The following is a 13,692-nucleotide window of genomic DNA, read 5'->3' as shown; positions in this document are numbered from 1 at the left end:
ATTTTCGGAACCCGGCGCGCAGGCGCCGGGTTTTTTTATTGCGCCACGGGCCAGCATATCGAACGAGCCTGTCGCAGGGGGCTGTCATTCCGTCGCAGGCAAGACAAAATCAATATGGAGACAAAGCCCCCCTGAATGGGTTATGACCCCCCTGTATTTTCAGGCAGAGGGAGAGCCATTTTGAAGATCGGGACGCCTAAGGAATTATATGAGGGCGAAGCGCGCGTCGGCATGACGCCCGACAGCGCCCAGGCATTGCAGAAACTCGGATATGATTGCATCCTCGAAACCGGTGCAGGCAAGGCGGCGGGATTTTCCGACGACGCCTATCGCGCAGCCGGTGTCACCATCGTCGATAGCGCCGAAGCGCTTTACGCCGGCGCTGATATCATCGCCAAGGTTCGCCCGCCGGAAACGTCGGAGATTGATCGCCTGTCTTCGGACAAGACGCTGATCTCGTTCTTCTATCCCGCCCAGAACAAGGACCTTCTGGAGCAGGCCAAGGAAAAGGGCGCAAATGTCATCGCCATGGACATGGTGCCGCGCATTTCCCGCGCCCAGAAGATGGACGCGCTGTCCTCCATGGCCAACATCGCCGGTTATCGCGCCGTCATCGAGGCGGGCAATAATTTCGGCCGCTTCTTCACCGGTCAGGTGACCGCCGCCGGCAAGGTGCCGCCCGCCAAGGTGCTGGTCATCGGCGCTGGCGTTGCCGGTCTTGCCGCCATCGGCACGGCCACCTCGCTCGGCGCCATCACCTATGCCTTCGACGTGCGCCCGGAAGTAGCCGAACAGATCGAAAGCATGGGCGCTGAATTCGTCTATCTCGATTTCGCCGAACAGAGCCAGGATGGTGCCGCCACCGGCGGTTATGCCGCCCCCTCCTCGCCGGAATTCCGCGAGAAGCAGCTCGAAAAGTTCCGCGAACTCGCTCCGCAGATCGATATCGTCATCACCACCGCGCTCATTCCGGGCCGCGACGCCCCGAAGCTGTGGCTGGCCGACATGGTGGCGGCAATGAAGCCGGGTTCGGTCATCATCGACCTTGCTGCCGAGCGCGGCGGCAATTGCGACCTGACGGTTCCCGACCAGCGCGTCGTTTCCGACAACGGTGTCATCGTCATCGGCTACACGGATTTCCCGAGCCGCATGGCGACGCAGGCCTCGACGCTCTATTCCACCAACATCCGTCACATGATGACCGACCTGACGCCCGCAAAGGACGGCAAGCCGGTTCACAACATGGAAGACGACGTCATCCGCGGCGCGACCGTCACCTATCAGGGCGAGATCACTTTCCCGCCGCCGCCGCCGAAGATCCAGGCCATTGCCGCGCAGAAACCCAAGGAAAGAGCAAAAGAGCTTACGCCTGAGGAAAAGCACGCCAAGGAACGCGCCGAGTTCAAGGCGCAGACGAAAAGTCAGGTCGGCCTGCTGGTCATCGGCACGGCGGTTCTGCTTCTTGTCGGCCTCTATGCGCCGGCAAGCTTCATGAGCCATTTCATCGTCTTCGTGCTCGCCTGCTTTATCGGCTTCTCTGTCATCTGGAATGTCAGCCACTCGCTGCACACGCCGTTGATGGCGGTGACAAACGCGATTTCCGGCATCGTCATTATCGGCGCGCTGCTGCAGATCGGTTCCGGCAACTGGCTGGTGGTGCTCCTTGCCTCGCTTTCCGTCCTGATCGCGACGATCAACATCGTCGGCGGTTTCCTCGTGACACGGCGCATGCTCGCCATGTTCCAGAAGTCCTGAGCCGTGTAGGGGACACTTTATGACCATTGGTATCGTTTCCGCGGCCTATGTTGCCGCAGCCGTTCTTTTCATCCTTTCCCTCGGCGGCCTTTCCGGACAGGAAAGCGCCAAACGCGCCGTCTGGTACGGCATAACAGGCATGGGTCTCGCCATTGTCGCCACCGTCTTCGGACCTGACGTCGGCAACTGGTTCATCGTGCTTCTGATGCTGGCGGGTGGCTCCGTTCTCGGTTACTTCGTCGCAAACCGCGTGCAGATGACCGAGATGCCGCAGCTTGTTGCCGCACTCCACTCCTTCGTCGGTCTTGCCGCCGTCTTCATCGGCTTCAATGCCCATATCGAAGAAGCGCATGTCGCTTCGCTCGATGAGACGGCGCGTTCGTTGTTGACCGGCTTTTCCGCCCTCCTCGCCCACAAGACGCCGGTAGAACTGGCCATCATGAAGGTCGAGGTCTTCCTCGGCGTCTTCATCGGTGCCGTCACCTTCACCGGTTCGGTCGTTGCCTTCGGCAAGCTTGCCGGCAAGGTGGACGGCAAGGCGAAGAAGCTGCCGGGCGGACATGTCCTCAATGCAAGCGCTGCGATCCTGTCGCTCGTGCTGCTCCTCATGTATTGCAACGGTGCCGGCGCATGGACGCTGGTGCTGATGACGCTGGCCGCCTTCTTCATCGGCTATCACCTGATCATGGGCATCGGCGGCGCCGACATGCCTGTCGTCGTCTCGATGCTGAACAGCTATTCCGGCTGGGCAGCCGCCGCCATCGGCTTCACGCTCGGCAACGATCTCCTGATCGTGACAGGCGCGCTGGTCGGTTCCTCGGGTGCGATCCTGTCCTACATCATGTGCAAGGCCATGAACCGCTCCTTCGTCTCTGTCATCCTCGGCGGCTTCGGCGGCACGACGGGTCCGGCGATGGAAATCGATGGCGAACAGGTAGCGATCGATGCCGAAGGCGTTGCTTCGGCGCTGAACGATGCCGACAGCGTTATCATCGTGCCCGGTTACGGCATGGCGGTGGCACAGGCACAGAGCGCGGTCTCCGAACTGACCCGCAAGCTGCGCGCTGACGGCAAGACCGTGCGTTTCGCCATCCACCCGGTGGCGGGCCGCCTTCCCGGCCACATGAACGTGCTGCTGGCCGAAGCAAAGGTGCCTTACGACATCGTGCTGGAAATGGACGAGATCAACGACGACTTCCCCAATACCGACGTCGTTATCGTCATCGGCTCCAACGACATCGTCAACCCGGCGGCACAGGACGATCCGAACTCACCCATCGCCGGCATGCCGGTTCTGGAAGTGTGGAAGTCCAAGCTGGTCATCGTCTCCAAGCGCGGTCAGGGAACGGGTTATTCCGGCATCGAGAACCCGCTGTTCTACAAGGACAATACCCGCATGTTCTACGGCGACGCCAAGAAGTCGATCAACGATCTTCTGCCGCTGATCAAGTAACGGAAAGGGCGTTTCCGGGAGACCGGAAACGCCCTTTCGAATTCTGAGAACGCATTCCACCTTGACGTCATCCTCGGGCTTGACCCGAGGATCCATCGCGCGTCGGGTTGTGGATCCTCGGGTCAGGCCCGAGGATACGACGGTGGGGTTCGGGCTGGTAATCAGCCAAAACGGTCGCCTCAAAGCACCCGGTAACGCCGGTTGAAATACAGCAGCGCTTCTTCGCCCTCATTGATCTTCATATCGACGACATCGCAGATCAGGATATCGTGCGTGCCGCCATCATGCGCCTCGCGGATGCGGCAATCGAAGGAAACGAGCGCGTCTTCCAGAACCGGAGCGCCGGTTTCGAGCACGCCCCAGCGCCCGGCGGCGAAACGTTCTTCCACCGGCGTCTTGCCGCCGAACAGGGTGCTCAGCGCCTCGTGCTTCGAGGCAAGCGTGTTGACGCAGATGACGCCGTTGCTCTTCACCACCCTGTAGGCGGAAGCATTGCGATTGAGGCAGACGAGCAAGGTAGGCGGATTGTCGGAAACGCTGCAAACGGCCGTCGCTGCAAAACCCGCACGTCCAGCCACACCATCAGTGGTGACGATGTTGACCGCCGCACCGAGCCGCGCCATGGCGTTTCTGTATTCGAGGCTGCGCTGCTCAGCAGTCTTCGTCTCCATTTCCGCTTCCTTTTCAAGAGACATCATCCGCATCTAACCCATCCTTCCTTAACAGGCCATCAAGCCAGTACACAGGCGTCTTCAAAGCCAAGGCGTGGCAGGCGGCCAAAGAGCTTGGACGGATCGCCGTAGCCGAGATTGATCAGGAAATTGGATTTCCACGTCGTGCCCGCGAAAAACGCCGTATCCACTTTGCCTTTGTCAAAACCGGACATCGCCCCGGTATCCAGTCCCAACGAGCGGGCCGCAATAATGAGATAACCCGCCTGCAAAGTGGCATTGCGGAAGGCCGTTTCCTCGGCGACGGCCGGGCTGGAGGTAAACCACGAACGCGCGTCAGCATGTGGAAACAGCACCGGCAGTTTCTCGTAAAATTCGCGGTCGATAGCAGCGATCACCGTCACCGGTGCAGCCATGGTCTTTTCGAGATTGCCCGAAGAAAGCGCGGGCCTCAGCTTTTCCTTGGCTTCCGGGCTGCGCACGAACACGAAACGCGCCGGCGAGCAATTGGCCGAGGTCGGCCCCATCTTCGTCAGATCGTAAAGTGCTCTCAGTGTCTCGTCGCCGACCGGCTTGTCAGCCCAGCCATTATGGGTGCGTGCCGCGGTGAAAAGTGCTGCAAGTGCCTTGTCGTCGAGTGCTGTCGTCATCGTCTTAAAAATCCTGTCAGAATGGCCGTGTTGCCGGCAGCAGAAACCGCAAAAGCCGCGTGTTGAAAAGGTCAGTCTCGGTGATATTGACCGCATGCGCCCCGAAATCGAGGAGGCAAAGTTCGCTTTGCGGCAAACCCTCCGCAAGACGCAACGACCGGGTGTAGGGCACCAGAAGATCGTCCTTCGTCGCCACCAACAGCACCGGATTGTCGATCTCGCCAAGATGGGTATCGATATCGAAGGCCCTGAGCGCCGCGATGCGCCGAAGCACATTTGCCTTGCCCTGAAAATGCGCGACACCATGCGCGTCGTCCCGCGCCAGCCTCTCCTGATGGTCCGACATCCACGCCGCCGGATAAAGAAACAGCGGCTGGGCTTTCACGAAAGCCTCGACGCCGGATTTTTCCAGAAGCTCGATCCGCACATCGAAACAACGCCCCGAATGCGGATCGGCCTTGCTCCAGGCATTGATAAGAACAAGCCGGTCGATCAGATTAGGCTTGCGCAGCGCGATATCGAGGCCGATCAGACCGCCGAGCGCATGGCCCATGAAATGAAACTTTTCGAGCTTCAGAGCCGAGACGATCTCCAGCACATCATCCGCCATCGCCGATATACCGCCATCCGCCGGCACTTCGCCGCCGGTCCTGCCGGTTCCGCGATGGTCATAGGTGACGATCCGGAAATGATCGGAAAGAGCCTCGATCTGCGGCGTCCAATAGGTGCCCGATCCACCCAGCCCCGAAGACAGCAGGATAGTCGGCGCCTCGACGTCGGTCCGGCCATGAACCTTGAAATGCATCATCTGCCGTTTCGCCCTATTTGCCGATATGGGCGACGGTGGCGATTTCCACCAGCGCATCGGGCTTTACCAGCCCGCACTGGATGCAATAGCGCGCCGGCTTGTCGCCGGGGAAATATTCGGCATAGACGGCGTTGACGGCCTGATAATTCGCCCAGTCGGTGATGAAGATGTGGTTCATCGTCACGTCTTCCATCGTGCCGCCGGCAGTTTCGATGACCGACTTGATGGTTTCAAGAACATGGCGGGTCTGCGCACTGGCATCACCCACATGCACAACATTATTGTCCTTGTCGAAGGGCAGCGTGCCGGAAACATAAACCACGCCATCGGCAAGGGTTCCCGGCGAAAAGGGAGCGATGGGTTTGCTGGTACCGGCAGGCACCACGATCTTCTTCGGCATTTCATTCTCCTCTTTGTGTTTCTCAATCAATCGGTGACGGGTGCGGCCTGCGAAATCACGCCGCAGAAATCATTGACGGTTGCCACCCAGCCGAAAAATTTCTCGACATTGTAGACCGTCGCCTGCTGGATATAGTCCGGCCCCAGATGATGCGTGGCATCCTCCAGCATCACCCCGAAATATTCGAGATGGAAGGCGTCGCGCAGCGAGCTTTCGACGCAGACATTGGTGGCGATGCCGACGAACACCAGATTGCGGATGCCGCGGGCACGCAACACGCTGTCCATATTGGTGTTGAAGAAACCGCTGTAACGTGTCTTCGGCACCAGAATATCGCCGGGCTGCGGCTGCAACTCATCGACGATGGCATAGTCCCACGTTCCCTTGGCCAGCAGCTGGCCCTGCAGTTCCGGCCTTTTGCGCATCGTCTTCAGCGCATTGGACTTGTGCCAGTTGGGCGAACCCGGCCCGCCCGCCTCGACATAATCCTTGTCCCAGCCGTTCTGGAAATAGATGACCTGAACGCCCGCCGCCCGCGCCGCATCCAGCGTCTTCTTGATGTTGGCGATGGTGCCCTTGGCCCCGGAAATATCGAACCCGGCAAGGTCGACATAACCGCCCTCGGTCGAATAGGCGTTCTGCATGTCGACCACGACAACGGCGGTCTCGCTGGGCTTCAGGGTAATCGGCTCAGGCCTTGCGGGAAGCGTCACGCTTTCCGAACGGCTTTCCGGCCCCTTGTAACCCGCCACGACGGCTTCGCTCATTCCGCAGCCTCCAGTTCGGCCTGAACATGCGCCCTACTCTTCATCAGCGGCTGCACATATTTGCCGAATTTTTCGACGCCTTCGAGGAAGTCGTCAAAGGTCAGCATCACGCCGCCCGTTCCCGGCACTTCGCTCATCTCGTCCAGCATGGCCGCCACCTCCTCATAGGAGCCGATCAGCGTTCCCATGTTGATGTTGACCGCCGAGACGGGGTTGGACATGTGCCGGACATTGGTGTCGGAGCCGGATTTGGTGTCGACAGAACTTTGCAGGCCGAGCCACTTGATCGCCTCCTCATCCGCGCCCGCCTTGTAGTGCTCCCACTTCGCCCAGGCATCCTCGGATTTTTCCTCGGCAAGGATCATGGTCAGCACCACGGATTTGACGTCGCGGCCGGTCTTTTCGGTTGCCGCCAGAAGTCGCTCATTGGTGGGCGCAAAAGCCTTGGGCGTATTGACGCCGACGCCGAAGCAGAAGCTGTAATCGGCGAACTTGGCCGAGAACGCCATGCCCGAATTGGAGGAGCCGGCGCAGATGAGTTTTACATCCCCCTGCGGCACTGGCTTCATGCGGCAATCCTCCATCTTGAAGAACTTGCCGTTGAAATCCGATTGGCCGTCGGCCAGAAGCTCTTTCAGAACGGTGGTGTACTCGCCGAGATATTCGTAGCGATCACCGAAATAATCATCGCCCGGCCAAAGCCCCATCTGGCTGTATTCAGGACGCTGCCAGCCGGTAATCAGGTTGATGCCAAAGCGGCCGCCGGAAATGGAGTCGATCGTTGTCGCCATGCGGGCAACGATGGCCGGCGGCATGACCAACGTGGCGGCCGTGCCGAACAGCTTGATCTTGGAGGTGACGGCGGCAAGGCCCGCCATCAGCGTGAAGGATTCCAGATTATAGTCCCAGAATTCGGTCTTGCCGCCGAAGCCGCGCAGCTTGATCATCGATAGCGCGAAGTCGAAACCATATTGCTCCGCCTTCAGCGTGATCGCCTTGTTCAAGTCGAAGCTCGGCTTGTATTGCGGCGCGTTTTCGGAGAGGAGCCACCCATTGTTTCCGATCGGTATAAAAACACCAACTTCCATTTTGCTGTTCCCTTTTTAGCGTCAGGTGTCTCCTGACTTGACAAAAGAGTAGCAGGTTCTGTGCCAGACCAAATAAAATAATTTTATCAAATGGATAAAATTTTGGGACACATTGAGCCTTGACCAAAAGATAAAAAATTTATCATTTGGTCAAAATATTTGCCTGTTTATTCGGCAGTTATAAATAGAAAAAGGACGGCCCTCGAGCCGTCCCCAATATACGCGACGAAAAAGCTCCAACCTCTCCGCCGTCATCCTCGGGCTTGACCCGAGGATCCATAACCCACTGAAATCAATGGATCCTCGGGTCAAGCCCGAGGATGACGTCGAATGCTGAGCGAGTTCTGTCGGCAAATTTTAGCTAACCTACCGGCCGCCATTTTCAATCACGGAGCTATGCCAAAACCTCAGACGAGACGCTGCTGCGCATAGGCATGCACGGCGCGGAAGGCAGCCTCGGCGCCTGCGACAACACGCTCTTCCTCTTCGACCGTCAGCGAAATTTCATCGAGCGCGGCGGTGAAGGTGCGCCAGTGCAGGCCACGCCCTTCCGGAGCGCCGGCCAGATGGCGCGCGCCGAATTCTTCGCTGAGGCCAAGCTTCGCCGCATCTTTCAGGAGGAAAGCCGCACCGAGATTGGAACCTTCGACCACGTAAAGCCAGCCCATGGCCTCCGGCAGATCGAACGGCGTTTCGTCAGTAAAGCGTGGGGCTTCCGTTTCGGGAATAGCGTGACCGAGATCGGCAAGGTCCTGCTCGATCATGGAGAGACGGCGGCGGCCTTTGAGATCAGGCAGCAGGCCATCGAGCGTTGCGTTGGAGAAGAAGGCATCGAGGTCGCGATGGAAAAGATATTGCGTTTCCACGAATTTGCCGAAGTTCTCCCGGCTCTCGAACGGCTTGGCTGCCATGATGAAGGTATCGAGACCGCCATGCGCGCCGCGCGTTGCAGCCCTCAGGCGCTTCACTCGGCTCTGCTCGATCTCTTCCACAGGCGCTGACGGCTCCACAACGGTCATGATACTTCCCTTTATCCCACAAACAGATTGCCTGATAAAAATCTTTACTGAAACAGTCAAATTTTATTTTCGCATTTTTTGGTGTTCCGCGGAAAAATGGCATCTGCGAAAACCGCCGCAAACATACCATGCCCCACCGGACGCAACACACCCCATCAAGCAGCCTCCGGAACCAATCCGCCCACCATTCCAGCCTACCGAACAATCATCTTGCAATTACCGCTTTACAACTAACATGTCAGTGTGCCATCAATCTGCAGCCATCTTGGAGGAGCATCTTAATTGACCCAGAAATTCGGCCTTTCGGCAGCACTGACGACCCCTTTCAAAACTGACGGAACCGTCGATACAGACGCCATGATCGCGCATGCCCGCCGTTGCCTTGCAAATGGTTGCGACAGCGTGACACTCTTCGGCACCACCGGCGAGGGATGCTCCGTCGGCAGCCGCGAACGGCAGGTCATTCTCTCCCGCTTCATTGAGGCAGGCATTGCGCCTTCCCGTCTGGTCACCGGCGTTCTCGTGGATTCCATCGAGGATGCAGCCGACCAGTCCGCCGAGGCCCTGAACGCAGGTGCCCGCAATATTCTTCTCGCCCCACCATCCTATTTCAAGAATGTCAGCGATGACGGCCTGTTTGCCTGGTTCTCGGCGGTTTTCGAAAAGATCGGCAAGGGCGCGCGCGACATTCTCGTCTATAACATCCCTTCCGTGACCATGGTAACACTGTCGGTCGAACTGGTGGGGCGGCTGAGACAAGCGTTTCCGGGCATCGTCACCGGCGTGAAGGACTCCTCAGGCAACTGGAGCCACACAGAGCGCCTGCTGAAAGAACACGGCGATCTCGCCATTCTGATCGGCGATGAGCGTGATCTGGCCAAGGGCGTTCGCCTGGGCGGTCAGGGAGCCATCTCCGGCGTTGCCAATTTCCTGACGCAGGAAGTCCGCGCCATGGCCGTTGACGGCAAGGACGATGCGCGCATCGTCGATCTTGTTGTGGAACTTCTGAAATTTCCGGTTACGCCCGCCGTCAAGGTGCTGGTATCACACACGACAGGGGAAAATATCTGGTCTGACGTGCGCGCGCCGCTCGTTGCCATTTCACCGGAGGGCCGGCGGCAGATCGAAGGCGCTTTCGACGCGCTGTTTCGCAAACAGGCCGCCTGAACAGACCTTGAAAGGTTGAGCATGGACGATACCGGCGAACAGACATTGCGGGAACGGGCGTATGAAAGCTTTACGCATCACCTTCTCTCGCGCGACGTTCGCCCTGGGCAATTCATCTCGCAACGCCGCCTCGTGGAATTGACGGGTCTGCCGCTGGGCGCGATCCGGGAAGCAATTCCACGGCTGGAGGCGGAAGGTCTGATCAAGACCGTGCCGCAGCGGGGATTGCAGGTCGCCCATATCGACATCAACCTCATCCGCGAGGCGTTCCAGTTCCGGATCTTTCTCGAGAAGGAGGCCGTGGCGCTCTTTACGCGTTCGGCCTCGGACGAGACCATCGCCAAGCTGTTGAAACAGCACCGCGATATCGTCGAGGCGACGGAAAACGGTGGGGAATCGCCGGAGCTGGACCAGCACGCGCAGCAGGTGGACTGGGGCATGCACGACGCCTTCATCGATAGTCTCGGCAATTCGATCATCTCGAACGCCTACAGGGTCAATTCCATCAAGATGCGCCTCATCAATCAGGAGCGCTTTCGCATCGCAGGCCATGTCAAATCGGTGATGAAAGAACACCTCGCCATTCTCGAAGCCATTGAGAAGCGATCCGTCGAAGACGCCGTGGAGCGGCTGACCGCCCATATCCGCAACGCAAGGGACAGGGCGCTGGCAGTATAGGGCAATTCCGGTAGGGCAGAAGAAAGGTCCTGCCCGGAATTGCATGAAAATAAGCAACAAGCCGGAGGTGAGGAGAATTTCCGGCTAACTGGAGGAGAACTGACATGACGCATTCATTGCTCAACCCCACGCGTCGCGCCTTTCTGGCAGGCACGGCAGCGATCGGTGGCAGCGCGGTGCTCGGCATCCGCCCCGCATCGGCGGCGGTGAACTGGAAAAAACACGCCGGCACCACGCTTGAAGTCAACCTGGTCAAAAGCCCGCGCAGCGAAACGCTGATCAAATATCTGGGCGAATTCGAGGAACTGACCGGCATCAAGGTCAATGCCGAAGCAACACCTGAACAGCAGCAGCGCCAGAAGGTGGTAATCGAGCTTTCCTCCGGCAAGCCGAGCTTCGACGTCGTTCATCTGAGCTACCACGTGCAGAAGAGACAGTTCGAAAAGGGCAAGTGGCTGGCCGATATCAGCGGCTTCCTGAAGGACCCGTCGCTGACCGATCCGTCCCTCGTCGAAAAGGATTTTGCCGAAGCCGGCATGCTGTTTGCCAAGGATAGCGACGGCGTGCTGCGCTCGCTGCCATTCTCGGTGGATTACTGGATCGTCTACTGGAACAAGGAACTCTTCGAAGCCAAGGGCCTGAAATACCCTGAGACCTTCGAGGAACTGGTGACGGCAGCGGAAAAGATCACCGATCCCGCAACCAACACCTACGGTTTCGTCGCCCGCGGTCTGAAAAATGCCAATACCCCGGTCTGGACTTCGTTGATGCTGGGTTACGGCGCAAAGCCGATCGGCGCGGACGGAAAGGTCGACACCGAATCCAAGGAAGCGGTCGAGGCAGCGAAACTCTATCAACGCTTGATGACCAAAGCCGCCCCTCCCGGCGTTTCCGGCTTCAACTGGGCCGAAGCGCAGTCTGCCTTCCTTCAGGGCAAGATCGGCATGTGGTTCGATGGCGTCGGTTTTGCACCGCCGATCGAAAACCCGGAAAAATCCCGCGTTGTCGGCAAGGTCGGTTACGGTGTCATGCCGAAGGGCCCGGCAGCACAGGCGGCCGGCACCTTCGGCGATGGCCTCGGTGTCGTCGAAGCCAGCAGCAAGAAGGAAGCGGCCTACCTCTTCTGCCAATGGGCGATTTCGCACGACATGGGTGCGCGCCTGCTGCAGGCAGGTGCGGGTGTTCCATTCCGCCAGTCCATCCTCGAAGACCAGAAGGTGCGGGAAGGCGTGAAGATGCCGGCCGCCTGGCTGGATGCGGTCGTCGGTTCCGGCAAGGTCTCGCAGCTTGCCCTGCCGGTCATCATTCCAGTCACGGAATTCCGCGACATCTACGGCGTCGGCCTCACCAACATGATCGGCGGCGCGGACCCGGCAGCTGAGCTGAAAAAAGCGACGGAACAGTTCGCACCCGTTCTGGCGCGTAGCGAGGGATAATGGCCTCCGTGAGCATCGAAAACACCAAAACAAGCGTCAGCCGGAAAGAAGGGAGCAGGCCCGCAAGGCTTGCTCCCAACTACTGGCCTTTCGTCATACCGGCACTTGTCGTCATCTCGGCGGTTATCGTTTTTCCGTGGGTCTTCACCCTGTGGATGAGCGTCCATCGCTGGACGCTCGGACAGGAGCAGAGCTTTATCGGTTTCGATAACTATATAAGGCTCGCAAGCGACGTGAGGTTCTGGGAATCGCTCTGGCACACCCTCATCTATACCGTGCTGTCGGTCGTCGCTCCGCTGTTTCTGGGAACATTGGCGGCGCTGGTTTTCGATGCGCAGTTTCCGCTGCGCGGTTTTCTGCGCGGCGTGTTCGTGATGCCGATGATGGCGACCCCGGTCGCCATCGCGCTCGTCTGGACCATGATGTTCCACCCGCAGCTCGGCGTTCTGAACTATCTCTTGTCCTTCATCCATATCGGACCGCTGGAATGGATCTACAACCAGTCCACCGTCATCCCCTCGCTGGTGCTGGTGGAAACCTGGCAATGGACGCCGCTCGTCATGCTGATCGTGCTCGGCGGACTGGCTGCAGTACCCCGCGAACCCTATGAGAGCGCCGAAATCGATGGTGCCAACGCCTGGCAGAAGTTTCGTTACCTGACCATGCCGATGATCGCGCCGTTCCTGATGATCGCCGTCATCATCCGTTCCATCGATGCCGTCAAAAGCTTCGACATCATCTACGCGATGACGCAGGGCGGCCCTGGCACGGCCTCGGAAACCATCAACATCTACCTCTACAACACGGCGTTTTCCTACTACGATATCGGTTACGGCTCGGCCATGGCCGTCGTCTTCTTCATCATCATCGTGGCGCTGTCCTTTGTGCTGTTGATGGTGCGCCAGCGTGCGCAATGGAACGAGATGGAGGATCGCTGATGGCTCGCCAATTGCTCAAACGTAAAAACCTCGACCGCATCGGCCTGTTTTTCGTGGCGCTGGTGATGATTTCGCCTGTTATCCTGTTCTTCATCTGGATGATCTCGCTGTCGCTGAAATATGAAATCGACAACGGCGCTTATCCGCCGATCCTCATCCCCGAGCGTTTCGCATGGTCGAACTATGTGAAGGTGTTCGAGGAGAATAATTTCTTCCTCTATTTCTGGAATTCGGTGCTCGTCACCGGTGCGGCCACCATTCTGGCGCTGGTGATCGGCGTGCCCGCCGGTTACGGCATCGCCCGGCTGAAGGCGGAAAAGTCGGCTGTCGTCATCATGATCGCCCGCATGACGCCCGGCCTCTCTTTCCTCATTCCGCTATTCCTGCTGTTCCAATGGCTGAACCTGCTCGGCACGCTCTGGCCGCAGATCATCATCCATCTCGTGGTGACGGTTCCGATCGTGGTCTGGATCATGATCGGTTATTTCGAAACCACGCCGAAGGAACTGGAAGAAGCGGCAAGCATCGATGGCGCATCCTCCTGGCAGGTGTTCCGGCTGGTGGCGTTGCCGATTGCCAAGCCCGGCATCGTCGTCTCCTTCATTCTGGCGGTCATCTTCTCGTGGAATAACTTCGTCTTCGGCATCGTGCTGGCAAGCCGTGAAACGCGCACCCTGCCGGTGGCGGTCTACAACATGCTGTCCTTCGAACAGGTGAGCTGGGGACCGCTTGCCGCAGCCGCGCTGATCGTGACGCTGCCGGTGCTGCTGCTCACCATGTTCGCGCAGAAACAGATCGTGGCGGGCCTCACCGCCGGCGCCGTCAAGGGCGGCTGAATCAACCAATTAAAAATACGGGAACC

General features: G+C 58.8%; 14 protein-coding genes. 7 read left to right on the top strand and 7 right to left on the bottom strand.

Annotation, left to right across the window (positions count from 1 at the left end):
* The first annotated feature begins 180 nt into the window (after positions 1-180).
* Positions 181-1,755, top strand: coding sequence for a Re/Si-specific NAD(P)(+) transhydrogenase subunit alpha (locus V6R85_RS07575; protein ID WP_111834176.1), 1,575 nt, complete (start codon positions 181-183; stop codon positions 1,753-1,755).
* 19 nt (positions 1,756-1,774) lie between these two features.
* Entirely contained in the window at positions 1,775-3,208 is a 1,434-nt protein-coding gene (locus V6R85_RS07570; RefSeq protein WP_111785240.1) for an NAD(P)(+) transhydrogenase (Re/Si-specific) subunit beta, read from the top strand.
* Between the two features lie 179 nt (positions 3,209-3,387).
* On the opposite strand, the gene rutF is transcribed toward V6R85_RS07570, so the two are convergent.
* From rutF to V6R85_RS07535, 7 genes are all read right to left on the bottom strand, one after another.
* On the bottom strand, positions 3,388-3,912 hold the full coding sequence (rutF, locus tag V6R85_RS07565; protein ID WP_111792391.1) for an NADH-dependent FMN reductase RutF: 525 nt from the start codon (positions 3,910-3,912) through the stop codon (positions 3,388-3,390).
* A gap of 26 nt (positions 3,913-3,938) precedes the next feature.
* On the bottom strand, positions 3,939-4,529 hold the full coding sequence (locus V6R85_RS07560) for a malonic semialdehyde reductase (RefSeq protein ID WP_107675966.1): 591 nt from the start codon (positions 4,527-4,529) through the stop codon (positions 3,939-3,941).
* 16 nt (positions 4,530-4,545) lie between these two features.
* Positions 4,546-5,337, bottom strand: a complete 792-nt coding sequence (gene rutD, locus V6R85_RS07555; protein WP_162695502.1) for a pyrimidine utilization protein D — start codon at positions 5,335-5,337, stop codon at positions 4,546-4,548.
* 13 nt (positions 5,338-5,350) lie between these two features.
* Positions 5,351-5,737: a pyrimidine utilization protein C gene (gene rutC, locus V6R85_RS07550; protein ID WP_111792390.1), complete on the bottom strand. Its 387-nt coding sequence runs from the start codon at positions 5,735-5,737 to the stop codon at positions 5,351-5,353.
* Positions 5,738-5,763: 26 nt separating this feature from the next.
* Positions 5,764-6,504, bottom strand: coding sequence for a pyrimidine utilization protein B (gene rutB, locus V6R85_RS07545; RefSeq protein ID WP_060723695.1), 741 nt, complete (start codon positions 6,502-6,504; stop codon positions 5,764-5,766).
* Positions 6,501-7,592, bottom strand: coding sequence for a pyrimidine utilization protein A (rutA, locus tag V6R85_RS07540; RefSeq protein ID WP_111781986.1), 1,092 nt, complete (start codon positions 7,590-7,592; stop codon positions 6,501-6,503). The genes rutB and rutA overlap by 4 nt, the downstream gene beginning before the upstream one ends.
* Before the next feature lie 407 nt (positions 7,593-7,999).
* Positions 8,000-8,611 (bottom strand): biliverdin-producing heme oxygenase, encoded by a 612-nt coding sequence (locus tag V6R85_RS07535; RefSeq protein WP_060723697.1) that lies wholly within the window; start codon positions 8,609-8,611, stop codon positions 8,000-8,002.
* A gap of 282 nt (positions 8,612-8,893) precedes the next feature.
* On the opposite strand from V6R85_RS07535, the gene V6R85_RS07530 reads away from it, so the two are divergent.
* From V6R85_RS07530 to V6R85_RS07510, 5 genes are all read left to right on the top strand, one after another.
* Complete coding sequence (locus V6R85_RS07530) at positions 8,894-9,778, top strand: dihydrodipicolinate synthase family protein (RefSeq protein WP_003504010.1); 885 nt, start codon at positions 8,894-8,896, stop codon at positions 9,776-9,778.
* A 21-nt stretch (positions 9,779-9,799) separates the two neighbouring features.
* Positions 9,800-10,456, top strand: a complete 657-nt coding sequence (locus tag V6R85_RS07525; RefSeq protein WP_003504009.1) for a GntR family transcriptional regulator — start codon at positions 9,800-9,802, stop codon at positions 10,454-10,456.
* Positions 10,457-10,560: 104 nt separating this feature from the next.
* Positions 10,561-11,892: an ABC transporter substrate-binding protein gene (locus V6R85_RS07520; protein ID WP_111792387.1), complete on the top strand. Its 1,332-nt coding sequence runs from the start codon at positions 10,561-10,563 to the stop codon at positions 11,890-11,892.
* The gene (locus V6R85_RS07515; RefSeq protein ID WP_065662131.1) at positions 11,892-12,830 is read left to right on the top strand and encodes a carbohydrate ABC transporter permease; all 939 of its coding nucleotides are present in this window, start codon (positions 11,892-11,894) and stop codon (positions 12,828-12,830) included. Before V6R85_RS07520 ends, V6R85_RS07515 begins: the two co-directional genes overlap by 1 nt.
* The gene (locus V6R85_RS07510) at positions 12,830-13,666 is read left to right on the top strand and encodes a carbohydrate ABC transporter permease (protein WP_003504003.1); all 837 of its coding nucleotides are present in this window, start codon (positions 12,830-12,832) and stop codon (positions 13,664-13,666) included. The genes V6R85_RS07515 and V6R85_RS07510 overlap by 1 nt, the downstream gene beginning before the upstream one ends.
* Positions 13,667-13,692: the final 26 nt, after the last annotated feature.

It is taken from the genome of Agrobacterium sp. CCNWLW32 (genome assembly GCF_037083425.1).
Taxonomy (GTDB): Bacteria; Pseudomonadota; Alphaproteobacteria; order Rhizobiales; family Rhizobiaceae; genus Agrobacterium; species Agrobacterium radiobacter.
Note: the sequence above shows the minus strand (reverse complement) of the source record. Positions and strands in the feature narration are given on the sequence as shown.